This window comes from Pseudomonas sp. ACN8, assembly GCF_002303925.1.
In the GTDB taxonomy this organism is placed as follows: Bacteria; Pseudomonadota; Gammaproteobacteria; order Pseudomonadales; family Pseudomonadaceae; genus Aquipseudomonas.
The window spans coordinates 73,454-95,630 of the sequence record NZ_MRCS01000010.1 but is presented as its reverse complement, the minus strand read 5'-3'; the positions used below and the strand labels follow the sequence as shown (position 1 = coordinate 95,630).

The following is a 22,177-nucleotide window of genomic DNA, read 5'->3' as shown; positions in this document are numbered from 1 at the left end:
TCAACCCAGCAGCGAAATGTCGGCGACGCCGAGGAACAAACCACGCAGACGTGCCAGCAACGCATAACGGTTGGCGCGCACTTTTGCGTCCTCCGCGTTGACCATCACGGCTTCGAAGAACGCATCCACCGGCTCGCGCAGTGCAGCCAGGCGTGCCAGGGACTCGCTGTACTGACGCGAGGCGGCCATTGGCTGTACAGCCTGGTCAGCCTGCTGGATCGCCGAGTACAGGGAGAACTCGTTGGCATTGTCGAAGTACTTCGCTTCCACGACTGTCGGAACGGAGCCTTCGACCTTGCTCAGCAGGTTAGACACGCGCTTGTTCACGGCGGCGAGGGCGGCAGCTTCCGGCAGTTTGCGGAAAGCCTGTACCGCTTGCACGCGCTGGTCGAAGTCCAGGGCAGAGCCTGGCTTCAGGGCACGTACCGACAGGTAGGTCGCAACATCCACGCCTTCGTCTTCGTAACGGGCACGCAGGCGGTCGAAGATGAATTCCAGCACCGAGTCGTTGAGGCCGGCAGCCTTGACCTTGGTCCCGAACGCATTCACGGCGAAAGCCACGGCGTCGTTCAGGTCCAGATCCAGTTGCTTCTCGATCAGGATACGCAACACACCCAGCGCTGCACGGCGCAGTGCGTACGGGTCTTTGCTGCCGGTCGGCAGCATGCCGATACCGAAGATACCCACGAGGGTGTCGAGCTTGTCGGCGATGGCCACGGCCGCACCGGTCAGGGTGCTCGGCAGTTCAGCGCCGGCACCGCGCGGCATGTACTGCTCGTTCAGCGCCAGTGCGACATCTTCCGGCTCGCCGTCGTTGAGGGCGTAGTAGTAACCGGCGACACCTTGCATCTCCGGGAACTCGCCGACCATCTCGGTCGACAGGTCGCATTTGGACAGCAGGCCCGCACGAGCAGCCCACGAAGCGTTGCCGCCAATGCGCGCCGCGATGTAGGCGGCGAGTCTGGAAACGCGCTCGGCCTTGTCGTAGACGCTGCCGAGTTTTTCCTGGAACACCACGTTTTGCAGGCGTTGGTTGAAGTCTTCGAGCTTCTGCTTCTTGTCTTGCTTGAAGAAGAACTCGGCGTCGGTCAGGCGTGGGCGAACCACTTTCTCGTTACCGGCGATGATCTGCTGCGGGTCTTTGCTTTCGATGTTGGCCACGGTAATGAAACGTGGCAGCAACTTGCCGTCGGCGTCCAACAGGCAGAAGTACTTCTGGTTGTCCTGCATGGTGGTGATCAGGGCTTCCTGCGGCACGTCGAGGAAGCGCTCTTCGAACGAGCACACCAGCGGCACTGGCCACTCGACCAGCGCGGTCACTTCATCGAGCAGGGCTGGCGGAACGATTGCCGTGCCTTCCTGACGGGTGGCCAGCTCTTCGGTGCGCTTGCTGATGATCTCGCGACGCTCGTTGGCGTCGGCCAGCACGTAGGCGGCACGCAGGTCGGCCAGGTAGCTGGACGGCGAACCGATGCGCACGTTTTCCGGGTGATGGAAGCGGTGGCCACGGGAGTCACGGCCGGCCTTCTGGGCGAGGATGGTGCAATCGATGACCTGGTCACCGAGCAGCATCACCAGCCACTGGGTCGGACGAACGAATTCTTCCTTGCGTGCGCCCCAACGCATGCGTTTAGGGATCGGCAGGTCGTTCAGGGAATCTTCGACGATGGTCGGCAGCAGGCTCGCGGTCGCCTTGCCGGCGATGCTCTGGCTGTAGCGCAGTTTCGGGCCGCTCTGATCGATTTCGCTCAGGTCGACGCCGCACTTCTTGGCAAAGCCCAGTGCCGCCTGGGTCGGGTTGCCTTCGGCGTCGAACGCGGCCTGACGTGGCGGGCCGTCGAGGTTGATGCTGCGATCCGGCTGCTGGGTGGCCAGTGCGGTGATCAGCACGGCCAGGCGGCGCGGGGCGGCATAAACGGTTTTGCTCTCGTAGTTCAGGCCGGCTGCTTGCAGGCCCTTGTCGATACCGGCGAGGAACGCCTCGGCCAGGGTGTTCAGGGCTTTGGGTGGCAGTTCTTCAGTGCCCAGTTCAACCAGGAAATCCAGAGCACTCATTGTGCAGCCTCCAGCTTGGCCAGTACTTCATCACGCAGGTCCGGGGTCGCCATCGGGAAGCCCAGCTTGGCGCGAGCCAGCAGGTAGGCTTGCGCAACGGAACGCGCCAGGGTGCGTACACGCAGGATGTATTGCTGACGCGCGGTCACGGAAATTGCCCGGCGCGCATCCAGCAGGTTGAAGGTATGGGAAGCCTTCAACACCATTTCGTAGCTCGGCAACGGCAGCGGCTGGTCGAGTTCGATCAGGCGCTTGGCTTCGCTTTCGTAGAAATCGAACAGTTCGAACAGCTTGTCGACATTGGCGTGTTCGAAGTTGTAAGTGGACTGCTCCACTTCGTTCTGGTGGAACACGTCGCCGTAGGTCACTTTGCCGAACGGACCGTCAGCCCAGACCAGGTCGTAGACCGAGTCCACACCTTGCAGGTACATGGCCAGACGCTCGAGACCGTAGGTGATCTCGCCGGTCACCGGGTAGCACTCGATGCCGCCCGCTTGCTGGAAGTAAGTGAATTGGGTCACTTCCATGCCGTTGAGCCAGACTTCCCAGCCCAGACCCCAGGCGCCGAGGGTCGGCGATTCCCAGTTGTCTTCGACGAAGCGGATGTCGTGGACCAGCGGGTCCAGGCCGACGTGCTTGAGGGAGCCCAGGTACAGTTCCTGGAAGTTGTCCGGGTTCGGCTTGAGGACCACCTGGAACTGATAGTAGTGCTGCAGACGGTTCGGGTTTTCGCCGTAGCGGCCGTCAGTCGGACGGCGGCTTGGCTGCACGTAGGCGGCGTTCCAGGTTTCCGGGCCGATGGCGCGCAGGAACGTTGCGGTGTGGAAAGTGCCGGCGCCTACTTCCATATCGTAGGGCTGAAGTACCACACAACCTTGCTCGGCCCAGTATTGCTGGAGGGCGAGGATCAAGTCTTGGAAGGTACGCACGGCTGGCGTAGGCTGGCTCACGAAATTCACCTGTTTCTTGGGCTGCGATTTAAAGAGCGGGAGTATACCCGATTCATTGCTGCGCACGCCCCCTGGAGCCTTATGCCACGCTGCTTTTGGTGTTCCGAAGATCCGCTGTACATGGCTTATCACGATCAGGAGTGGGGCACGCCGTTACGGGATGCGCAGGGTTTGTTCGAGTTGCTTTTGCTCGAAGGGTTCCAGGCCGGCCTTTCCTGGATCACCGTACTGCGCAAACGCGAGCATTATCGCCAGGTGATGTTCGGGTTTGATGTCCAGCGCGTGGCGCAGATGAGCGATGCCGAAATCGACGAGTTGATGCTCGATCCCGGCATCATCCGCAACCGGCTCAAGCTCAACGCGGCCCGGCGCAATGCCCAGGCCTGGCTGGCGCTGGAGGACCCGGTGGCGTTTCTCTGGTCGTTCGTCGGTGGTGTGCCTGTAATCAATCATTTCAAGGATCGCAGCGAGGTTCCGGCCGTGACGCCGACCGCCGTGGAAATGAGCAAAGGCCTGAAAAAAGCCGGTTTCACGTTCGTCGGCCCAACCATTTGCTATGCGCTTATGCAGGCTTCGGGCATGGTCATGGATCACACCCGGGACTGCGACCGCTACGCGCAGTTGGTGAACGGCGGTTAGAATGGCCGCCTCGCGCACAGCACAAAATCAGGAGTGACCTGTGGATAAGTTGAAAGGCGCCTTGCTGGTAGGCGCTCTGCGGCTGTTTGCCCTGCTTCCGTGGCGGGCCGTGCAGGCCGTGGGCTCGGCGATTGGCTGGGTCATGTGGAAAACCCCGAACCGTTCCCGCGACGTGGTGCGGATCAATCTGTCCAAGTGCTTTCCGGACATGGACCCCGCCGAGCGTGAACGCCTGGTGGGCCAGAGCCTGAAGGACATCGGCAAGTCCCTGACCGAAAGCGCCTGCGCCTGGATCTGGCCGGCCGAGCGCTCCATCGACCTGGTGCGCGAGGTCGAAGGCCTCGACATATTGAAGGACGCCCTCGCCTCCGGCAAAGGCGTGGTCGGCATCACCAGCCACCTGGGCAACTGGGAAGTGCTCAACCACTTCTATTGCAGCCAGTGCAAACCGATCATTTTCTACCGTCCGCCGAAGTTGAAGGCGGTGGATGAATTGTTGCAAAAGCAGCGGGTGCAGTTGGGTAACAAGGTTGCCGCTTCCACAAAGGAAGGCATCCTCAGTGTCATCAAGGAAGTGCGCAAAGGGGGGGCAGTGGGCATTCCCGCTGACCCGGAACCATCCGAATCCGCCGGGATCTTCGTGCCGTTCTTCGCCACTCAGGCGCTGACCAGCAAGTTTGTGCCGAACATGCTCGCGGGCGGCAAAGCGGTCGGCGTGTTCCTGCACGCCCTGCGCCTGCCGGACGGTTCCGGCTACAAGGTGATCCTTGAAGCCGCGCCAGAAGCCATGTACAGCACCGATACAGCGGAATCCTGTGCGGCCATGAGCCAGGTGGTCGAGCGCTATGTGCGGGCTTATCCGAGCCAGTATATGTGGAGCATGAAGCGCTTCAAGAAGCGCCCACCGGGTGAAGAGCGTTGGTATTGAGTCGATTGGAATGATCTGTGGATAACCTTGGCATCGGGGGGTTATCCACAACCGTTCATTCGTCTGATCAGTGCGCCTGACGCTCGAGCTTCTTCAGGAACACCGTCATTTCCTTCTCGGCCTGCTTGTCGCCATGGGCGCGAGCGGCTTCCAGGCCTTGCTCCCAGGCCTGCCGCGCGGCCGCAAAGTCCGCCAGCGCCAGATGGGCCTTGCCCAGTAATTTCCACGCCGCCGAATACTTCGGATCGAATTCGACGCAGCGTTGAAAATGCTCCGCAGCCTTGGCGTTTTCCCCCAGATCCAGATAGCCCTTGCCCAGACCGAAGCGCAGCAATGAGTTATCCACACCCTTGGCGAGCATTTTTTCCAGGGATTCGATCATGGTGGATTCCTTGCGTGAGGCATGTCAGGGGTTGATTTATTGTAGGAGCGAGCTTGCTCGCGATGAACCCGAGAGCGACGCGGGGTGTCTGGTTTCCAGCATTATCGTTGACGACCATCGCGAGCAGGGCTCGCTCCTACAAAGTCAGGACAGCGCTAAATCCGGATCAGAAGAAACTCAACCCCACATGGAACAGCTTCTCCACATCGCGAATATGCTTTTTATCCACAAGGAACAGAATCACATGGTCGCCCGCTTCGATCACGGTGTCGTCGTGGGCGATGATCACTTCTTCGTCGCGGATAATCGCACCGATGGTGGTGCCCGGCGGCAGGCCGATGTTTTCGATGGCCTTGCCGATCACCTTGCTCGATTTCGCATCGCCATGGGCAATCGCCTCGATGGCTTCTGCCGCGCCCCGGCGCAGTGAGTGCACGCTGACGATGTCGCCCCGGCGCACGTGGGCCAGCAAGGTGCCGATGGTCGCCAGTTGCGGGCTGATGGCGATGTCGATGTCGCCGCCCTGGATCAGATCGACATAAGCCGGGTTGTTGATGATGGTCATCACCTTCTTCGCGCCCAGGCGCTTGGCCAGCAACGATGACATGATGTTGGCTTCGTCGTCGTTGGTCAGGGCCAGGAAAAGGTCGGCGTCGGCAATGTTCTCCTCCATCAGCAGGTCGCGGTCCGAAGCACTGCCTTGCAACACCACCGTGCTGTCGAGGTGGTCCGAGAGATGACGGCAACGTGCCGGATTCATCTCGATGATCTTTACCTGATAACGGCTTTCGATGGCTTCGGCCAGACGTTCGCCGATCTGCCCGCCACCGGCGATGACAATGCGTTTATAAGTTTCGTCGAGACGGCGCATTTCGCTCATCACCGCACGAATGTTCGCCTTGGCGGCGATGAAAAATACTTCGTCGTCGGCCTCGATCACTGTGTCGCCCTGGGGCAGGATCGGCCGGTCACGACGGAAAATCGCCGCGACGCGGGTTTCCACGTTCGGCATGTGTTCACGCAATTGCCGCAGCTGCTGGCCCACCAGCGGCCCGCCGTAGTACGCCCGCACCGCCACCAGTTGCGCCTTGCCTTCGGCGAAGTCGATCACCTGCAAGGCACCAGGGTGCTGGATCAGACGCTTGATGTAGTTGGTGACCACTTGTTCCGGACTGATCAGCACGTCCACCGGAATCGCTTCGTTCTGGAACAACTGCTCTTCGCGGGTCAGGTACGCGGCTTCGCGAACCCGGGCGATCTTGGTCGGGGTGTGGAACAGGGTGTGGGCGACCTGGCAGGCGACCATGTTGGTTTCGTCGCTGTTGGTTACGGCGACCAGCATGTCGGCGTCATCGGCACCGGCCTGACGCAGCACCGTCGGGAATGAACCGCGACCCTGCACCGTGCGAATGTCCAGGCGGTCGCCAAGGTCGCGCAGGCGTTCGCCATCGGTGTCGACCACAGTAATATCGTTGGCTTCGCTGGCCAGGTGTTCCGCCAGCGAACCGCCGACCTGCCCTGCACCAAGGATGATGATTTTCATCCAGTCACTCCATTGAATCCATTTAACCGCGCGCGGCGGCGATCTTGATCAGCTTGGCGTAGTAGAACCCGTCGTGGCCACCTTCCTGGGCCAGTAACTGGCGACCATGGGGCTGCTTGATGCCGGCCGCCGTGGCGAGGTCCAGTTCACGAGCACCCGGCGTGCGGGCGAGGAAGGCTTCGATGACTTCGGTGTTCTCGGTTGGCAGCGTGGAGCAGGTGGCGTACAGCAGGATGCCACCCACCTCCAATGTGGTCCACATGGCGTCGAGCAACTCGCCCTGTAGCAGCGCCAGCGCGGCGATGTCGTCGGGTTGGCGGGTCAGCTTGATGTCCGGGTGACGACGAATCACACCCGTGGCCGAGCATGGCGCGTCCAGCAGGATGCGCTGGAACGGCTTGCCGTCCCACCACGCCTGAGTGTCGCGACCGTCGGCGGCAATCAGTTCGGCGCTCAGTTTCAGGCGTTCGAGGTTTTCCCGCACCCGCACCAGCCGCTTGGCCTCCAGGTCTACCGCCACGACACCGGCCAGTTTTGGCTCGGCTTCGAGGATGTGGCAGGTCTTGCCACCTGGCGCACAGCAGGCGTCCAGCACCCGTTGGCCCGGCGCTAGGTCGAGCAGATCGGCAGCCAGTTGCGCGGCTTCGTCCTGCACGCTGATCCAGCCCTCGGCGAAACCCGGCAGGCTGCGCACATCGGCGGCAGCGTCGAGCACGATGCCGTCGCGGCTGTACACACATGCTGTGGCGGCGATACCCGCGTCAGTCAGCAAACCGAGGTAGGCATCGCGGCTGTGATGGCGACGGTTGACCCGCAGGATCATCGGCGGATGCGCATTGTTCGCCGCGCAAATGGCTTCCCATTGCTCTGGCCAGAACGCCTTCAAAGATTTCTGCAACCAGCGCGGGTGAGCGGTGCGCACCACCGGATCGCGTTCCAGCTCGGCGAAAATTGTTTCGCTCTCGCGTTGAGCATTACGCAGCACTGCGTTGAGCAACGCCTTGGCCCAGGGCTTTTTCAACTTGTCGGCGCAACCGACGGTTTCACCGATGGCGGCATGGGCCGGGACGCGGGTATAGAGCAGCTGATAGAGACCGACCAGCAACAGTGCCTCGACATCGGCGTCGGCGGCCTTGAACGGTTTCTGCAGCAGCTTGGCCGCCAGTGCCGACAAGCGTGGCTGCCAGCGCGCGGTCCCGAACGCCAGGTCCTGGGTGAAGCCGCGATCACGGTCCTCGACCTTGTCCATCTGCGTTGGCAGCGAACTGTTGAGCGAGGCTTTGCCGCTCAGGACAGCGGCAAGTGCCTTGGCGGCGGCCAGACGCGGGTTCATTGAGCGTCCGCCGCTTGACCGAGGACAGTGCCGGCTGCGAATTTCTCACGGCGGCTGTTGAACAGGTCACTGAAGTTCAGCGCCTTGCCGCCGGGCAATTGCAGGCGGGTCAGGCACAAGGCCTGCTCGCCGCACGCGACGATCAGACCGTCCTTGCTGGCGCCGAGGATTTCACCCGGGGCGCCTTTGCCTTCGGCCAGATTTGCGGCCAGCACTTTCAGGGCTTCGCCGTTCAAGGTGCTGTGGGTGATTGGCCACGGGTTGAAGGCACGGACCAGACGCTCCAGCTCAACCGCCGGGCGACTCCAGTCGATGCGTGCTTCGTCCTTGTTCAATTTGTGCGCGTAGGTGGCCAGGCTGTCGTCCTGCACTTCGCCCTCCAGGGTTGCGGCGGCGAGGCCGGCAATCGCCTGGACCACGGCCGGCGGGCCCATTTCGGCCAGGCGATCATGCAGGCTGCCGCCGGTGTCTTCGGCGCTGATCGGCGTAGCGACCTTGAGCAGCATCGGCCCGGTGTCGAGCCCGGCTTCCATGCGCATCACGGTCACACCGCTTTCGGCGTCCCCCGCTTCCACGGCGCGCTGGATCGGCGCCGCACCACGCCAGCGTGGCAGCAGCGAGGCGTGACTGTTGATGCAACCCAGGCGCGGAATATCCAGCACCACTTGCGGCAGGATCAGGCCGTAGGCGACGACCACCATCAGGTCCGGCTTCAGTGCAGCCAATTCAGCCTGAGCATCTTCATTGCGCAAGGTCGGCGGTTGCAGCACCGGGATATTGTTCTCCAGAGCAAGCTGCTTGACCGGGCTCGGCATCAGTTTTTGCCCGCGACCGGCCGGACGATCCGGTTGAGTGTAGACCGCGACGATCTCGTAAGGGCTGCTCAGCAGGGCCTTGAGGTGTTCGGCGGCGAATTCCGGGGTGCCGGCAAAGACAATGCGCAGTGGCTCAGGCATGGGTGACGTCTCTTGAAAAGAAAAAGGCTTGCCGCAGCAAGCCTTTGAAGATGGGCATCAGGCGTTCTGGCGATGAAGCTTTTCCAGTTTCTTCTTGATGCGGTCGCGTTTGAGCGTCGACAGGTAATCGACGAACAATTTGCCGTTGAGGTGGTCGCATTCGTGCTGGATGCACACGGCGAGCAAATCTTCGGCGATCAGTTCGTAAGGCTGGCCGTCGCGGTCCAGTGCCTTGACCTTGACCCGTTGTGGGCGATCTACGTTTTCGTAGAAGCCCGGCACCGACAGGCAGCCTTCCTGATACTGGCCCATCTCGTCGGTCAGCGGTTCGAACTCGGGGTTGATGAACACTCGTGGTTCGCTGCGGTCTTCGGAGAGGTCCATCACGACGATACGTTTGTGCACGTTGACCTGGGTAGCGGCGAGGCCGATGCCAGGCGCTTCATACATTGTTTCAAACATGTCGTCGACCAACTGACGCACTTCGTCGTCCACTACGGCCACTGGCTTGGCGATAGTGCGCAGACGCGGATCAGGGAATTCGAGGATGTCTAAAATGGCCATAAGCTTGATTAGTGCACGTGTGAAGTAAGGTCGGGTCGATGGCCTGGCGGTCCGAAGATGCAGGCTACCGTTGTAAAACGTAGCTCCCTTTTGTTGACAAGCAAGTCTTGATAAGCAAGCAGGGAGCGAGCCTCTGACGGCTCTGGCGTTTCACGCGAATGCACATAATAAAGGGATTCACCGCATGAGGAAATCACTACTCGCCCTGCTGCTGCTGGCCTCGGCCGGTTGGGCGTACGGGCAAGTGCAACTTCGGGAAGATATTCCCACCATAAAGCTGTCGCCTCAGGTGCGTAGCAGCCCGGCAACCGAGGCTATCCCCGGCATTGCGCTGAAATCCATCAACAGCTTTCTGCTGAGCAACCGCATCGTCGACAAGGCCGAGGATTTCGACAAGGCGCCTTACATCGTCGCTGGCGATTCCGAACGCGTACTCAGCGGCGCGGGTGACCGCATCTTTGCCCGTGGCCATTTCGATCCGGCGCAACCGGCGTATGGCATCTTCCGCCAAGGCAAGGTCTACACCGATCCGCAGAGCAAGGAGATTCTTGGGATCAACGCCGACGACATCGGCAGCGGTGAGGTCGTGGCGACCGAAGGCGACGTCGCTACCCTGGAGTTGCAACGCACGACCCAGGAGGTCCGCCTCGGCGATCGTTTGTTTAGCGGTGAAGAGCACGCGATCAACTCGACCTTCACGCCCAGCGCACCGAGCCACGAAATCAACGGTTTGATCATCGATGTACCGCGTGGGGTCACGCAGATCGGCGAGTTGGACGTGGTTACGCTGAACAGGGGGCAGCGCGACGGCCTGGCCGAAGGCAATCTGCTGGCGGTAATGAAGACCGGCGAAACCGTGCGCGACCAGATTACCGGTCAGCCGTTGAAAATTCCCGATGAGCGCGCCGGTCTGCTGATGGTTTTCCGTACCTACGACAAACTCAGTTATGGGCTGGTGCTCAGCGCTTCGCGCTCGCTGTCGGTGATGGACAAGGTGCGAAATCCGTAAGCGTGCTTCACAAGTTACCAACAGAGTTATCCACAGCTTATTCCCGTTTGTACGGGGGCTTATTACGATCAAGGATGATCCATGTCGCTGCCTGCTGTTACACCGGTTTCCCCCGCGGAACTGGAAGCTCGATTACGTCTGCACCGTTTGCCGGAACTCGGTCCGGCACGGTTCAAGAAGCTGCTTGAAGCCTTTGGCTCGGCGTCCAAAGCGATCAGCGCACCGGCCAGTGCCTGGCGCGCGCTGGGTTTGCCACTGGTCTGTTCCGAGGCCAGGCGTAGCACTGAAATCCGTGATGGCGCCAGTCATGCATTGGCCTGGCTGGAGCGCCCGGCCCAGCATTTACTGATGTGGGACCAGCCGGACTACCCGGCCCTGCTGGCACAAATCAGCGATGCACCACCATTGTTATTTGTCGCGGGCGATCCGGGTATTCTGGAAAAACCACAACTGGCGATGGTTGGCAGCCGTCGCGCATCCCGGCCAGGAATGGACACCGCTGCCGCATTTTCCCGCAGCCTGGCAGGTGCCGGTTTTGTCATTACCAGCGGCTTGGCCCTGGGCATTGATGCCGCCGCGCACCAGGCCGCGCTCGACGTCGGCGGGCAAACGGTCGGTGTGCTCGGTACGGGGCTCGAGAAGTTTTATCCACAGCGAAACAAACGCCTGGCGGACGCCATGATCGCTATGGGCAGCGCAGTGCTTTCGGAGTTTCCGCTGGACGCTGGGCCCAGCGCCGGCAACTTCCCCCGGCGCAACCGGATCATCAGTGGTTTGTCTCTCGGGGTGCTGGTGGTCGAAGCCAGTGTCGCCAGCGGTTCACTGATCACCGCGAGGCTGGCGGCGGAACAGGGGCGGGAGGTGTTTGCGATGCCTGGGTCGATCCATCACCCCGGCGCCCGCGGCTGTCATCAGTTGATCCGGGACGGTGCGGTGCTGGTGGAAACCATCGAACATATCCTCGAAGCCTTGCGCGGCTGGCAACGACTGCCGTTATCCACAGAAATCTGCACCCCTGCAACGACTCACCCGCTGTTGAAACTGCTGCTTTCCGCGCCTCTCACCAGTGAAGCACTGGCCGATGCAAGCGGCTGGGCCTTGCCGAAAGTGCTGGCGGCGTTGACGGAACTGGAAATGGATGGCCGTGCCGTGTGCGAAAGCGGGCGCTGGTTTGCAAGGGTGAGCTAGGTTTTATAAACAAGATCGGTAAACTGCGCAGAGCCTTAGTCTGGAGTGTTTTTCATGGTCAACAGTTGGCGTGTGCAACAAGCCGCGCAAGCAATTCGCGCCGGGGCGGTGATTGCCTACCCAACCGAAGCAGTCTGGGGCCTGGGTTGCGACCCGTGGGACGAGGAAGCGGTGGAACGTCTGCTGCTGATCAAGGGCCGTTCTATGGATAAGGGGCTGATTCTGGTCGCCGACAACATCCGTCAGTTCGATTTCCTTTTCGAGGACTTCCCTGAGTTGTGGATGGACCGCATGGCCAGCACCTGGCCGGGTCCGAACACCTGGTTGGTGCCGCACCAGAACCTGTTGCCGGAGTGGATTACCGGCGTGCATGAAACCGTGGCGCTGCGGGTCAGCGATCACCCGATGGTGCGGGACTTGTGCGCGCTGGTCGGGCCGCTGGTGTCGACGTCGGCCAACCCGCAGGGGCGCCCGGCGGCGCGTACGCGAATTCGAGTCGAACAGTATTTCCGTGGCCAGGTGGATCTGGTGCTGGGTGGCAATCTGGGCGGGCGCAAGAACCCGAGCGTGATTCGCGATCTGGCGACCGGCAGGGTTGTGCGCCCGGACTGATACCCAGGTGCGCCCATCGCGAACAGGCTCGTTCCCACATGGGTTCTGTGTCGAACACAAATCCCCTGTGGGAGCGAGCTTGTTCCGGGCGGCGTTCCGCCGATGGCGTCAGTCAGGGCAACAACACCACCGAGCCCGTCGTGCGCCGCGCCGACAACTCGGTCTGCGCCTTCGCCGCTTCAGCCAGTGGATAACGCTGGCTGATGTCCACGGTCAGCTTGCCGCCGATGATCATCTCGAACAACTCCTCGGCCATGCGTTGCAGGCTCTCGGCGTTGTTCGCATAAGTGCTCAGGGTCGGCCGGGTCACGTACAGCGAGCCTTTCCCCGCCAGGATCCCCAGGTTCACGCCGTCGACCGCGCCGGACGCATTGCCGAAACTCACCACCAGCCCACGCGGCGCTACGCTGTCGAGTGAAGTCAGCCAGGTGTCCTTGCCAACGCCGTCGTACACCACCGGGACTTTTTTGCCGTCGGTCAATTCCAGCACGCGTTGCGCGACATTTTCATGGCTGTAGTCGATGGTCGCCCAGGCGCCGTTGGCCTTGGCCAGCGCGGCTTTCTCCGCTGAGCTGACAGTGCCGATCAACTTCACGCCCAAGGCCCTGGCCCACTGGCAGGCCAGGGAACCGACTCCGCCGGCCGCGGCATGGAACAGGATGGTTTCGCCACCCCTGAGTTCATACGTCTGACGCAGCAGGTACTGCACGGTCAGGCCCTTGAGCATCACGCCGGCCGCCTGTTCGAAGCTGATGGCGTCCGGCAGTTTCACCAGATTGGCCTCGGGCAAGACGTGAACATCGCTGTAGGCGCCCAGTGGCCCGCTGCCATAGGCCACGCGATCGCCGATCTTGAAACGGGTCACGTCGCTGCCCACCGCCTCGACCACGCCCGCACCCTCTGAACCGACACCGGACGGCAGAGATGGCGGTGGATACAAACCGCTGCGGTAATAAGTGTCGATGAAGTTCAGGCCGATGGCCTTGTTGGTCACGCGCACTTCCTTCGGACCTGGCTCGGCGGGTTGATAATCCACGTATTCGAGCACTTCGGGGCCGCCATGGGCGCGGAACTGGATACGCTTTGCCATCAGAACTCTCCATAGGTCGTTTTACCAGGCTCCCTATCGGACTCCTAAGCTTGATCTTCGTCAACTGCGACGGGGTGACTTGCGATGGTATGCTACGGGCCCATTTGCGCAGGCTGAGCTCCAATGGAGCGCCGCGTTGTTTTGCCCGATTCAAGGTGATGACATGACGACCCGCACCGAGGCCGTAAAAGCCTACCTGCTCGACCTGCAAGACCGTATTTGCGCTGCCCTGGAAGCCGAAGACGGCGGCACGCAATTCGTCGAAGACGCCTGGACCAGGCCGGCGGGCGGTGGCGGTCGCACCCGCGTGATCGAAAACGGCGCGGTGATTGAAAAGGGCGGCGTCAACTTTTCCCATGTCTTCGGCAGCGGTCTTCCACCGTCTGCCAGCGCCCATCGACCGGAACTGGCCGGTCGTGGCTTTGAAGCCCTGGGCGTGTCGCTGGTGATTCACCCGCACAACCCCCACGTGCCGACTTCCCACGCCAACGTGCGCTTTTTCATCGCTGAAAAAGAAGGTGAAGAACCGGTCTGGTGGTTCGGTGGCGGCTTCGACCTGACGCCGTATTACGGCAACGAAGAAGACTGCATCCACTGGCACCGAGTCGCCGAGCAGGCCTGTGCGCCGTTCGGTCCGGACGTCTACCCGCGTTACAAGGCCTGGTGCGACAGCTACTTCCACATCAAGCATCGTCACGAGCCGCGTGGCATCGGCGGCCTGTTTTTCGACGACCTGAACGAGTGGGACTTCGACACCAGCTTCGCCTTCATGCGCGCCATCGGCGACGCGTACATCGACGCCTATCTGCCGATCGTGCAGCGCCGCAAGAACGATGCGTTCACCGCCAAGCAGCGCGAGTTCCAGGAGTTCCGCCGAGGCCGCTACGTTGAATTCAACCTGGTCTACGACCGCGGCACGCTGTTCGGCCTGCAATCGGGTGGGCGTACCGAGTCGATCTTGATGTCGCTACCGCCGCAAGTACGCTGGGGCTACGACTGGAAGGCCGAGCCTGGCAGCGAAGAAGCCCGCCTGACCGAGTATTTCCTGCAAGACCGCGATTGGTTGGCCGAAGCCTGAACGAGGAAACCTGATGGACCGTTATGTCGTATTCGGTAACCCGATAGGCCACAGCAAGTCGCCGTTGATCCATCGCCTGTTCGCCGAGCAGACCGCGCAACAACTGGACTACAACACACTGCTGGCGCCACTCGACGATTTTTCCACCTGTGCCCGGACGTTTTTCCTCGAGGGACGCGGCGCCAATGTGACGGTGCCATTCAAGGAAGAAGCCTATCGGCTGGCGAACAGCCTGACGGCGCGGGCGCAACGGGCCGGAGCGGTGAACACCCTGAGCAAACTGGCCGATGGCAGTCTGCTGGGCGACAACACCGATGGGGCCGGGCTGGTGCGCGACCTGACGGTCAACGCCGGGTTCAGCCTCAAGGGCAAACGCATCCTGCTGCTCGGCGCTGGTGGCGCGGTGCGTGGTGTTTTGGAGCCGTTGCTGGCCGAGCAACCGGCATCGGTGATCATCGCCAACCGCACGGTAGAGAAGGCTGAGTTGTTGGCGGAACTGTTCTGCGATCTGGGGCCGGTCTCGGCCAGCGGCTATGACTGGTTGCGGGAGTCGGTGGACCTGATCGTCAACGCGACGTCGGCGAGCCTGACCGGCGATGTGCCGCCGATTGCATCCAGCCTGATCGAGCCTGGCAAAACGGTGTGCTACGACATGATGTACGGCAAGGAGCCGACCTCGTTCTGCCGCTGGGCCAGCGAACACGGAGCTGCGGTGGCGATGGATGGCTTGGGCATGCTGGCCGAGCAAGCGGCGGAGGCGTTCTTCCTGTGGCGCGGTGTGCGTCCGGAGACGGCGCCGGTGTTGGCCGAACTTCGCCGGCAGTTGGCGTTGTAACCCCTGTAGGAGCAAGCCTGCTCGCGATTGCGGTGGGACAGTCAGCAGAGATGTTGAATGTGATTCCGTCATCGCGAGCAGGCTCGCTCCTACAGGGATTTGCGAAACGTCGGATTAATCCTCAAACCGAATCGGGCACTTCTGCGCCCCTTCCAGCTTCCTCAACTCCTCCACCACCTGTGGCCGGGCCCGGCGCAAGGTCAGGCTGCGATCCTGGCGAAGCAGGCGTCGCGCTTCCTGATGCAGCATTTCCACCCCTGAATAGTCGATGAAGTTGATCTGCTGTGCCTCGATCACCACGCGCGCGCCGTGCATGCGTTGCAGGCGCACTTGCAGGTAATGGCTGGCGCCGAAAAAGATTGAGCCCCCCACCCGCAAAATGTCTTCCTCGCCATCTCGCACATGCTGCACCCGTGGTTGCGATGTGCGCTTGAGGTAGAAAAAAAGCGAGGCCAACACACCGGCGTAGATCGCAGTCTGCAATTCCAGCAACAACGTGGCGACGCAGGTCAGCGCCATGACCACGAATTCAGCACGGCTGACCCGCAACAACGCGCGAATGCCGCGATGGTCCACCAGTCCCCAGGCGATCAACAGAATGCTCCCGGCCATCGCGGGAATCGGGATGTGTGCGATCAGGCTCGCGCCGAAGATCGCAAACAGCGCCACCCACAATGCCGAAAAAATTCCGGCCAGTGGCGAACAGGCCCCCGCTTCATAGCTCAGGCCTGAGCGAGTGAAAGAGCCGGCTGACAGCGATCCGGAAAAAAACGCACCGACGATATTCGACAGGCCTTGGGCACGAACTTCCTGATTCGCGTCGAGTAATTGCTGCGAACGTGCGGAGATCGAGCGAGCAATCGACAGGCTGGTGACCAGCCCGAGCATACCGACCGCCACCGCGCTGGGCAGCAGGCGCAGGATCAGATCGAGATCCAGCGGCAACGGACTGAAAGGCGGCAGTTTGCCGGTAAAGGCGCTGACCAGTTGCACATGGCCGAACATTGATGGCCAGAGCCAAACCAGCAAGCCGCCGAGGATCAGAGTGATCAAGAGCGTCGGCCAGCGTGGCAGCAGCAGCTTGAGGATCACGCCCACCACCACTGTCGCCAGCCCCAGTGCCAGCGAAGGTTTGTCCACTTCGCCGAAATGACGCAACAACGTGATGAAACTGTCCAGCGCGGTGGCCTGGATGGGCAGGTCCAGCCCCAGCAGGTTAGGTAATTGACCGATGGCAATCACCACGGCGGCACCCAGGGTGAAGCCGAGTACCACCGAGTGCGAGACGAAATTCACCAGCGCGCCAAACCGCAGCAAACCCAGCAGCCACTGAAAGAGGCCGGCAAGAAACGTCAGCAACAGGATCAACATGACGTAGTCCTGCGACGCTGGCACGGCCAGAGGACTGACGCTGGCGTACAGGACAATGGAGATGGCCGCCGTAGGACCGCAGATCAGATGCCAGGACGAGCCCCAGAGACAGGCGATCAACACCGGGATGATTGCTGCGTACAGGCCGTATTCCGGCGGCAGGCCGGCAATCAGTGCGTAGGCAATGGATTGCGGCAGTGCGAGAATCGCGCCGCTGAGGCCAACGATCAGGTCGCGACCGACACTGGCGCGGGTTTGCCGGGGTAGCCAGGTGAGGAAAGGGAAGAGTGAATGGCGGCTTGGCAGGGCCATGGGGCCTCTCGGTGAATGACTGTAAATGCGTCAGGGTGGTGTGTCAGATGTCATGACGCAAGAGCATAAATCGATTCGCGAGCAGGCTCGCTCCCACAGAGACTGAGCGGACCTGTGGGAGCGAGCCTGCTCGCGAAGGCGTCCTTGAACCTTAAAGCTTGGCTTTGACCGCCGGCAACGCATCTTTGCCATCCACGGTTTTCACCCCATCGAGCCACTTGTCCAGCACTGCCGGGTTGGCCTTGATCCACGCCTTGGCCGCGTCGGCATTGCTGACTTTCTTGTTCACCACCTCGGCCATGATGCTGTTCTCCATGTCCTGGGTGAAACTCAGGTTGGTCAGCAGTTTGCCGACGTTCGGGCAGGCCTGTGCATAACCTTTGCGAGTCAGCGTATGCACGCTGCCGGTATCACCGAAGTATTTCTCGCCGCCCTTGAGGTAATGCATTTTCAGTTGCACGTTCATCGGGTGCGGGGTCCAGCCGAGGAAGGTCACGAATTTCTGTTTTTTCACCGCGCGGGACACCTCCGCCAGCATTGCCTGCTCGCTGGATTCGACCAGTTTCCACTGGCCCATGTCGAAATCGTTTTTCTTGATGATTTCTTGCAGCGAGATGTTCGCCGGCGCGCCGGAGCCGATGCCGTAGATCTTGCGGTCGAACTTGTCGGCGTATTTGTTCAGGTCGGCAAAGTTATGCACACCCGCGTCCCACACATAGTCCGGAACGGCGAGGGTGAATTCGGTACCGTCGAGGTTCTTCGCCAGTTGCGTGACATCGCCGTTGGCGACGAACTTGTCATAGAAGCCCTGCTGCGCCGGCATCCAGTTTCCCAGGAACACATCGACCTGGCCATCCTTGAGCCCGCCAAAGGTGATCGGTACCGCGAGAGTGTCGACCTTGGCCTTGTAGCCCATGCCGTCCAGCAGAAACCCGGTGATGGCATTGGTCGCGGCGATGTCGCTCCAGCCCGGGTCGGCCATTTTCACGGTCTCGCAACTCTGCTCGGCAAACACCGATGCACTGCCCAGAGTCAGGAGCCCGACCGTCAGTACTGTGGATAACCTTTGCATGGACTTCCCCTTAACATTATTGGTTTTGGCAGGGTTGTGGATAACGTGCTTTACGCTCCAGATCGTCGAGGTCGATGTGGTTGCGCATGTATTGCTGACTGGCGTCCACCAGCGGCTGGTGATCCCAGCTCTTCAGCTTGCCGAGGGTCAGCGCCTCGGCCACGAAGCGTCGGCGCCGCTGGCTGGCGAGCACCTGCTGGTGAATCGCCGGAATGTTCCATTTGGCCCGCGCTTCGACAAGAAAATCGTCGAACAGCTGGCGATGTTGCGGCGAATGGCTGAGTTCTTCCAGTTCGCGAGGGTCATTCTGTACGTCGAAGAGTAGGCAAGGGTCGTCTTCGCTGTAGATGAATTTGTAGGCGCCCCGGCGAATCATCATCAACGGGCTGATGGTGCCTTCGGCCATGTACTCGCCGAACACTTCATCGTGGCCGCCTTGCCCTTGCAGGTGCGGGACCAGCGAGCGTCCGTCCAGCGGCAAGCCCGGTTCCAGCGAGCCGCCGGCCAGTTCAACGAAGGTCGGCAACAGGTCTGCTGTGGAAACACTGGCGCTGACCCGACCGGCGCCGAATTGCCCCGGTGCGCTGATCAGCAACGGCACCCGTGCGGCCATTTCATACCAGTGCATTTTGTACCAGAGGCCGCGCTCGCCGAGCATGTCGCCGTGGTCACCGGAAAACACAATGATGGTGTCATCGATCAGCCCGGTATCCTCGAGGGTTTGCAGGAGTTTGCCGACGTTGCTGTCGATATAGCTGCACGCGCCGAAATAGGCACGGCGGGCATCGCGGATCTTGTCCACAGGCAGCGGCTTGTCCCACAGGTCGTAGACCTTGAGCAGGCGTTGCGAGTGCGGATCGAGATCGTGCGGGTCGGGGGTTGCAGGCAGCGGGATATCGTCATCGTCGTACAAATCCCAGAAGGCCTTGGGAATCGTGTACGGATCGTGTGGGTGAGTCATGGAAACGGTCAGGCAGAACGGCTGGTCGCCATCCTCGCGGATATGGTCGAACAGGTACTGCTGGGCCTTGAACACCACCTCTTCGTCGAAATCCAGCTGATTGGTACGCACGCACGGGCCGGCCTGCAGCACCGACGACATGTTGTGATACCAGGTCGGGCGCACGTCCGGTTCATCCCAGTTCACCGCCCAGCCGTAGTCAGCCGGGTAAATGTCACTGGTCAGGCGTTCTTCGTAGCCATGCAACTGGTCTGGCCCGCAGAAATGCATTTTTCCCGAAAGGGCAGTGCGATAGCCGAGGCGGCGCAGGTAGTGGGCGTAGGTCGGTACGTCGGCGGGGAAATCGGCGGCGTTGTCATAGGCGCCGATCTTGCTCGGCAACTGGCCGCTGACCAGGGTGAAACGCGATGGCGCGCACAATGGGCTGTTGCAATAAGCGGAGTCGAACACCACGCCTTGTGCGGCGAGGCGGCTGAGATGAGGCAGTTTGATGGGCGATGGGCCGTAGAACGGCAACATTGGCGCGGCCATTTGATCGGCCATGATGAAAAGAATGTTCTTGCGCTTCATGTGATCGCGGCATTCCATAGTGGATGTTTATGCGAGAGTGCTGGCTTCGAGAATGAAACCCCAGCACCTTGCGGTAAAGCCCATGCACGGCAATGACTAGGATAAGCACAGCTTATGTATGACGCCCTTGGTGACCTGTCACTGGATTTGCTTCGCACCTTCGAAGCGGCGGCCCGTCAGCACAGTTTTACTGCGGCGGCGGTTGAGCTGGGCACCACGCAACCGGCCATCAGCCAGCAGATCAAGCGCCTGGAAGTACAACTGGCGACCCGCCTGTTCGACCGCATTTATCGTGGCATCGAACTGACTGAGGCTGGGCAGATTCTTTTCGAGCAGGTTCAGCTCGGTTTGCAGAACATCGATGCAGGATTGAACACAATCAGCGCACAGCAACAGCACGAAGTGCTGCAGGTGGCCACGGATTTTGCCTTCGCCGCGTATTGGTTGATGCCGCGCCTGCACCGCTTTCACGCGGCCAATCCGCAGGTGGATGTCAGCCTGGTCACCAGTGAACGCAGCCATAACATGCTACGTACCGATATCGATGTGGCGGTGCTGTTCGGCGATGGCCGCTTCAAGCAGGGTGAAAGTCATTGGCTGTTCAGCGAAGAAGTGTTTCCGGTGTGCAGCCCGCAGTTGTTGAGCGAACGTTCCATGCCCTTGCCGGCCCAGGCATTGCTGGAGTTTCCGTTGTTGCACCTGCGTGGGGAACACAGCAGTAACTGGTTCGACTGGAGTGGTGTGTTCCGCGAACTGGGCATCACCTCACCCCCGGCGCCCGGGCAGTTGCGCTTCGACAATTACACTTTATTGATTCAGGCGGCGATTGGCGGCCAGGGGGTGGCCATCGGCTGGCGCCACCTTGTGGATAACTTGCTGGCGCAAGGGTTGTTGTGTCGACCGATCGGCGAAACGGTGATGTCGAGACTGGGTTACTACGTGGTTCTGCCCCAGCGCAAACGACGCGGAGCGTTGATCCAGCAGTTTGTGGATTGGTTGATGGCCGAGCAGGCCGGCAGTGCGCAATCGCTCAACGGCCTGACGCTGCCGTCCATTGCGGTTTAGCTGTCAGTGGCGATGAAGTTGACGTGCTCGCCGATGTGCAGGTTCAAGTGCAATTCATCGGCAATGCCCACGGCGGTGCGGGCCAGCCTTGCGAGTGGTTCGGTCAGTCCCGGCTCGAGGTTGCCACCGATTTGGGCAAAATGTTCGATGGTCAGCCCCGGTACCCCACGCGGTTCGTTCACCAACGTCCACTTCAAAGAACTGTTTTGCAGTGCCTCGCGGATTTCCTCGGCGGCGTGACGTTGCAAGCTGTCTTCGGATTCCGGATCGTCCAGCACGTCGAAATCACCCACCAGAAACAATCGGGCGATGTTCGCTGCCTGCATGCCATCGATTAGCGCATCCACCGCCAGCACCTGCTCGACCGGGCCCGGTACGACGGTTTTTTCCACGTGTTCGCTGTTGAACGGTAAGCCTGGAGCGTCCAGTAAGCAGATGACCACGGAGCTGCCGGCCACACTCTGCCTGACCCGTTGCGCGTCGAACAGGTCGCCAGTCTTGGTGCGCATCCCTGGACGGGGTGCCAGAGCATTGAGATCATCGAGAATCGCGATCACTTCATGCTGGCGCCGCAGCATTTCAGCCATCAGCGCACTGCCCAGGCTACTCATGGCACCATAAAGCACCACTTTCACGACGGGGGTTTCAGCATTTTTCATGGCTGGGCTTCCTGTTTTCCAGCGCCTATATGATGTTTGACCCGCAGGAACCAGCGAGGGTTCGAACAGCTTGCAGAGGGATTCAGATGCAGCAGATCACGGGTTACCACGCCCACGTCTATTTCGATGCCAGCACGATCGGGCAAGCGCGGGCCTTGTGTGAGCAGGCAGCGCAATTGTTTCCACTGAACATGGGCCGTGTGCACGAGCGCCCGGTCGGTCCGCACCCGGACTGGAGCTGCCAGCTGGCGTTCGAGCCGCAGGTGCTGGGCGACGTGCTGCCGTGGCTGGCGCTCAACCGCAAGGGCCTGGTGGTGTTTCTGCACCCGGACACCGGTGACGATTTGCTTGATCACACCGAGCACGCGATCTGGATGGGCGCCATTCGTCCGCTGGACCTGACTGTTTTTTGATCAGAGTGTTTCCTGAGCCTCCCCGGGCAAGTGTTCGTCCAGATGCAGCCATGGCAAACGGCTGTCGGTCCAGATGTGCCGCTCGGCCCGTGCTTGCTCGGGATGGTCGAGGGTGGCGATGGTCAGGTCGATACTTTCCGGGCTCAGTTGCGTCACCAGCGCAAGTTGCGCCCCACAGCGGCCGCAGAAATATCGCGCGCAGGTGGATGAAGAGTCATACCGCGACGGTGTCCCGGCCAGCCATTGAAAGTCAGATGCCGGCACGGTGATCCAGGTGGTCACGATGCCGCCGCTGACCCGTCGGCAAATCGAGCAATGGCAGTGGGCAATATCGTGCAGCGGCCCGCTGAATTGATAGCGCAGTTGCCCGCAATGGCAGCCGCCGGTGTGAAGCTCACCCATGTTCAACCTCCCGCCCTGTGTTCAGGGACTTGAAACCCGATCCGACGATCGGTTGCACATCCGGTCCTTGCTTTCATCGCCGAAAGCTGGCTGAAAGCTTCCCCGATTAGGATCGCCCCCACTACCGGCAACAGACCGGTTGGCCAATGCCAGCGTTTTATCGCTCGCACAGCCCATTTAACAACAACAA

General features: G+C 61.1%; 22 protein-coding genes. 9 read left to right on the top strand and 13 right to left on the bottom strand.

Going from position 1 to position 22,177, the window contains the following annotated elements; translation table 11 throughout:
- Both glyS and glyQ read right to left on the bottom strand, forming a co-directional pair.
- Complete coding sequence (gene glyS / locus BSF44_RS07915) at positions 1 to 2,055, bottom strand: glycine--tRNA ligase subunit beta (protein ID WP_095943027.1); 2,055 nt, start codon at positions 2,053 to 2,055, stop codon at positions 1 to 3.
- The gene (gene glyQ, locus BSF44_RS07910) at positions 2,052 to 3,005 is read right to left on the bottom strand and encodes a glycine--tRNA ligase subunit alpha (RefSeq protein WP_003187265.1); all 954 of its coding nucleotides are present in this window, start codon (positions 3,003 to 3,005) and stop codon (positions 2,052 to 2,054) included. The genes glyS and glyQ overlap by 4 nt, the downstream gene beginning before the upstream one ends.
- Before the next feature lie 81 nt (positions 3,006 to 3,086).
- Here glyQ and BSF44_RS07905 point away from each other — a divergent pair, with 81 nt between their 5' ends.
- Complete coding sequence (locus BSF44_RS07905) at positions 3,087 to 3,644, top strand: DNA-3-methyladenine glycosylase I (protein ID WP_095943026.1); 558 nt, start codon at positions 3,087 to 3,089, stop codon at positions 3,642 to 3,644.
- Positions 3,645 to 3,684: 40 nt separating this feature from the next.
- A complete protein-coding gene (locus BSF44_RS07900; RefSeq protein WP_095943025.1) occupies positions 3,685 to 4,572 on the top strand; it encodes a lysophospholipid acyltransferase in 888 nt (295 codons plus the stop codon).
- A 67-nt stretch (positions 4,573 to 4,639) separates the two neighbouring features.
- On the opposite strand, the gene BSF44_RS07895 is transcribed toward BSF44_RS07900, so the two are convergent.
- The 5 genes from BSF44_RS07895 to def all read right to left on the bottom strand — a co-directional run bounded on the left by BSF44_RS07895 (position 4,640) and on the right by def (position 9,350).
- Positions 4,640 to 4,954 carry a tetratricopeptide repeat protein gene (locus tag BSF44_RS07895; protein WP_095943024.1) on the bottom strand — a complete coding sequence of 105 codons (315 nt, stop codon included), beginning with the start codon at positions 4,952 to 4,954 and terminating at the stop codon, positions 4,640 to 4,642.
- 166 nt (positions 4,955 to 5,120) lie between these two features.
- The gene (gene trkA, locus BSF44_RS07890; RefSeq protein ID WP_046042728.1) at positions 5,121 to 6,497 is read right to left on the bottom strand and encodes a Trk system potassium transporter TrkA; all 1,377 of its coding nucleotides are present in this window, start codon (positions 6,495 to 6,497) and stop codon (positions 5,121 to 5,123) included.
- 22 nt (positions 6,498 to 6,519) lie between these two features.
- Positions 6,520 to 7,830 carry a 16S rRNA (cytosine(967)-C(5))-methyltransferase RsmB gene (gene rsmB / locus BSF44_RS07885; RefSeq protein ID WP_095943023.1) on the bottom strand — a complete coding sequence of 437 codons (1,311 nt, stop codon included), beginning with the start codon at positions 7,828 to 7,830 and terminating at the stop codon, positions 6,520 to 6,522.
- On the bottom strand, positions 7,827 to 8,786 hold the full coding sequence (gene fmt / locus BSF44_RS07880) for a methionyl-tRNA formyltransferase (RefSeq protein ID WP_095943022.1): 960 nt from the start codon (positions 8,784 to 8,786) through the stop codon (positions 7,827 to 7,829). The genes rsmB and fmt overlap by 4 nt, the downstream gene beginning before the upstream one ends.
- A 57-nt stretch (positions 8,787 to 8,843) precedes the next feature.
- Complete coding sequence (gene def / locus BSF44_RS07875) at positions 8,844 to 9,350, bottom strand: peptide deformylase (protein ID WP_095943021.1); 507 nt, start codon at positions 9,348 to 9,350, stop codon at positions 8,844 to 8,846.
- Positions 9,351 to 9,534: 184 nt separating this feature from the next.
- Here def and BSF44_RS07870 point away from each other — a divergent pair, with 184 nt between their 5' ends.
- From BSF44_RS07870 to BSF44_RS07860, 3 genes are all read left to right on the top strand, one after another.
- Positions 9,535 to 10,359 (top strand): peptidoglycan-binding protein, encoded by an 825-nt coding sequence (locus BSF44_RS07870; protein ID WP_095943020.1) that lies wholly within the window; start codon positions 9,535 to 9,537, stop codon positions 10,357 to 10,359.
- Positions 10,360 to 10,440: 81 nt separating this feature from the next.
- Positions 10,441 to 11,547 carry a DNA-processing protein DprA gene (dprA, locus tag BSF44_RS07865; RefSeq protein ID WP_095943019.1) on the top strand — a complete coding sequence of 369 codons (1,107 nt, stop codon included), beginning with the start codon at positions 10,441 to 10,443 and terminating at the stop codon, positions 11,545 to 11,547.
- A gap of 54 nt (positions 11,548 to 11,601) precedes the next feature.
- Positions 11,602 to 12,159 (top strand): L-threonylcarbamoyladenylate synthase, encoded by a 558-nt coding sequence (locus tag BSF44_RS07860; RefSeq protein ID WP_095943018.1) that lies wholly within the window; start codon positions 11,602 to 11,604, stop codon positions 12,157 to 12,159.
- A gap of 112 nt (positions 12,160 to 12,271) precedes the next feature.
- Here the strand turns inward: BSF44_RS07860 and BSF44_RS07855 are convergent, their stop codons facing one another.
- Positions 12,272 to 13,249 carry an NADPH:quinone reductase gene (locus BSF44_RS07855; protein WP_095943017.1) on the bottom strand — a complete coding sequence of 326 codons (978 nt, stop codon included), beginning with the start codon at positions 13,247 to 13,249 and terminating at the stop codon, positions 12,272 to 12,274.
- A 163-nt stretch (positions 13,250 to 13,412) separates the two neighbouring features.
- Between BSF44_RS07855 and hemF the strand changes: the two genes are divergently transcribed.
- Both hemF and aroE read left to right on the top strand, forming a co-directional pair.
- Entirely contained in the window at positions 13,413 to 14,327 is a 915-nt protein-coding gene (hemF, locus tag BSF44_RS07850) for an oxygen-dependent coproporphyrinogen oxidase (RefSeq protein WP_057716534.1), read from the top strand.
- 13 nt (positions 14,328 to 14,340) lie between these two features.
- Complete coding sequence (aroE, locus tag BSF44_RS07845) at positions 14,341 to 15,162, top strand: shikimate dehydrogenase (RefSeq protein ID WP_095943016.1); 822 nt, start codon at positions 14,341 to 14,343, stop codon at positions 15,160 to 15,162.
- 114 nt (positions 15,163 to 15,276) lie between these two features.
- Here the strand turns inward: aroE and BSF44_RS07840 are convergent, their stop codons facing one another.
- From BSF44_RS07840 to betC, 3 genes are all read right to left on the bottom strand, one after another.
- Complete coding sequence (locus BSF44_RS07840; RefSeq protein ID WP_095943015.1) at positions 15,277 to 16,845, bottom strand: SulP family inorganic anion transporter; 1,569 nt, start codon at positions 16,843 to 16,845, stop codon at positions 15,277 to 15,279.
- Positions 16,846 to 16,996: 151 nt separating this feature from the next.
- Positions 16,997 to 17,917 carry a choline ABC transporter substrate-binding protein gene (choX, locus tag BSF44_RS07835; RefSeq protein WP_095943014.1) on the bottom strand — a complete coding sequence of 307 codons (921 nt, stop codon included), beginning with the start codon at positions 17,915 to 17,917 and terminating at the stop codon, positions 16,997 to 16,999.
- Positions 17,918 to 17,933: 16 nt separating this feature from the next.
- Complete coding sequence (gene betC, locus BSF44_RS07830; protein WP_095943013.1) at positions 17,934 to 19,448, bottom strand: choline-sulfatase; 1,515 nt, start codon at positions 19,446 to 19,448, stop codon at positions 17,934 to 17,936.
- Between the two features lie 114 nt (positions 19,449 to 19,562).
- Between betC and BSF44_RS07825 the strand changes: the two genes are divergently transcribed.
- Complete coding sequence (locus BSF44_RS07825; RefSeq protein WP_095943012.1) at positions 19,563 to 20,513, top strand: LysR family transcriptional regulator; 951 nt, start codon at positions 19,563 to 19,565, stop codon at positions 20,511 to 20,513.
- Here the strand turns inward: BSF44_RS07825 and BSF44_RS07820 are convergent.
- Entirely contained in the window at positions 20,510 to 21,172 is a 663-nt protein-coding gene (locus BSF44_RS07820) for an NAD(P)-dependent oxidoreductase (protein ID WP_095943011.1), read from the bottom strand. The genes BSF44_RS07825 and BSF44_RS07820 overlap by 4 nt on opposite strands.
- Before the next feature lie 86 nt (positions 21,173 to 21,258).
- On the opposite strand from BSF44_RS07820, the gene BSF44_RS07815 reads away from it, so the two are divergent.
- A complete protein-coding gene (locus tag BSF44_RS07815; RefSeq protein WP_095943010.1) occupies positions 21,259 to 21,585 on the top strand; it encodes a DOPA 4,5-dioxygenase family protein in 327 nt (108 codons plus the stop codon).
- On the opposite strand, the gene BSF44_RS07810 is transcribed toward BSF44_RS07815, so the two are convergent.
- Positions 21,586 to 21,987, bottom strand: a complete 402-nt coding sequence (locus BSF44_RS07810; protein ID WP_095943009.1) for a GFA family protein — start codon at positions 21,985 to 21,987, stop codon at positions 21,586 to 21,588.
- Positions 21,988 to 22,177 lie beyond the last annotated feature (190 nt).

Excerpts from the sequence above, each read along its gene's own strand:
- glyS (WP_095943027.1), bottom strand. The coding sequence starts at position 2,055 with ATGAGTGCTCTGGATTTCCTGGTTGAACTGGGCACTGAAGAACTGCCA.
- BSF44_RS07905 (WP_095943026.1), top strand. The coding sequence starts at position 3,087 with ATGCCACGCTGCTTTTGGTGTTCCGAAGATCCGCTGTACATGGCTTAT.
- BSF44_RS07895 (WP_095943024.1), bottom strand. The coding sequence starts at position 4,954 with ATGATCGAATCCCTGGAAAAAATGCTCGCCAAGGGTGTGGATAACTCA.
- trkA (WP_046042728.1), bottom strand. The coding sequence starts at position 6,497 with ATGAAAATCATCATCCTTGGTGCAGGGCAGGTCGGCGGTTCGCTGGCG.
- rsmB (WP_095943023.1), bottom strand. The coding sequence starts at position 7,830 with ATGAACCCGCGTCTGGCCGCCGCCAAGGCACTTGCCGCTGTCCTGAGC.
- fmt (WP_095943022.1), bottom strand. The coding sequence starts at position 8,786 with ATGCCTGAGCCACTGCGCATTGTCTTTGCCGGCACCCCGGAATTCGCC.
- def (WP_095943021.1), bottom strand. The coding sequence starts at position 9,350 with ATGGCCATTTTAGACATCCTCGAATTCCCTGATCCGCGTCTGCGCACT.
- BSF44_RS07870 (WP_095943020.1), top strand. The coding sequence starts at position 9,535 with ATGAGGAAATCACTACTCGCCCTGCTGCTGCTGGCCTCGGCCGGTTGG.
- dprA (WP_095943019.1), top strand. The coding sequence starts at position 10,441 with ATGTCGCTGCCTGCTGTTACACCGGTTTCCCCCGCGGAACTGGAAGCT.
- BSF44_RS07860 (WP_095943018.1), top strand. The coding sequence starts at position 11,602 with ATGGTCAACAGTTGGCGTGTGCAACAAGCCGCGCAAGCAATTCGCGCC.
- BSF44_RS07855 (WP_095943017.1), bottom strand. The coding sequence starts at position 13,249 with ATGGCAAAGCGTATCCAGTTCCGCGCCCATGGCGGCCCCGAAGTGCTC.
- hemF (WP_057716534.1), top strand. The coding sequence starts at position 13,413 with ATGACGACCCGCACCGAGGCCGTAAAAGCCTACCTGCTCGACCTGCAA.
- aroE (WP_095943016.1), top strand. The coding sequence starts at position 14,341 with ATGGACCGTTATGTCGTATTCGGTAACCCGATAGGCCACAGCAAGTCG.
- BSF44_RS07840 (WP_095943015.1), bottom strand. The coding sequence starts at position 16,845 with ATGGCCCTGCCAAGCCGCCATTCACTCTTCCCTTTCCTCACCTGGCTA.
- choX (WP_095943014.1), bottom strand. The coding sequence starts at position 17,917 with ATGCAAAGGTTATCCACAGTACTGACGGTCGGGCTCCTGACTCTGGGC.
- betC (WP_095943013.1), bottom strand. The coding sequence starts at position 19,448 with ATGAAGCGCAAGAACATTCTTTTCATCATGGCCGATCAAATGGCCGCG.
- BSF44_RS07825 (WP_095943012.1), top strand. The coding sequence starts at position 19,563 with ATGTATGACGCCCTTGGTGACCTGTCACTGGATTTGCTTCGCACCTTC.
- BSF44_RS07820 (WP_095943011.1), bottom strand. The coding sequence starts at position 21,172 with ATGAAAAATGCTGAAACCCCCGTCGTGAAAGTGGTGCTTTATGGTGCC.
- BSF44_RS07815 (WP_095943010.1), top strand. The coding sequence starts at position 21,259 with ATGCAGCAGATCACGGGTTACCACGCCCACGTCTATTTCGATGCCAGC.
- BSF44_RS07810 (WP_095943009.1), bottom strand. The coding sequence starts at position 21,987 with ATGGGTGAGCTTCACACCGGCGGCTGCCATTGCGGGCAACTGCGCTAT.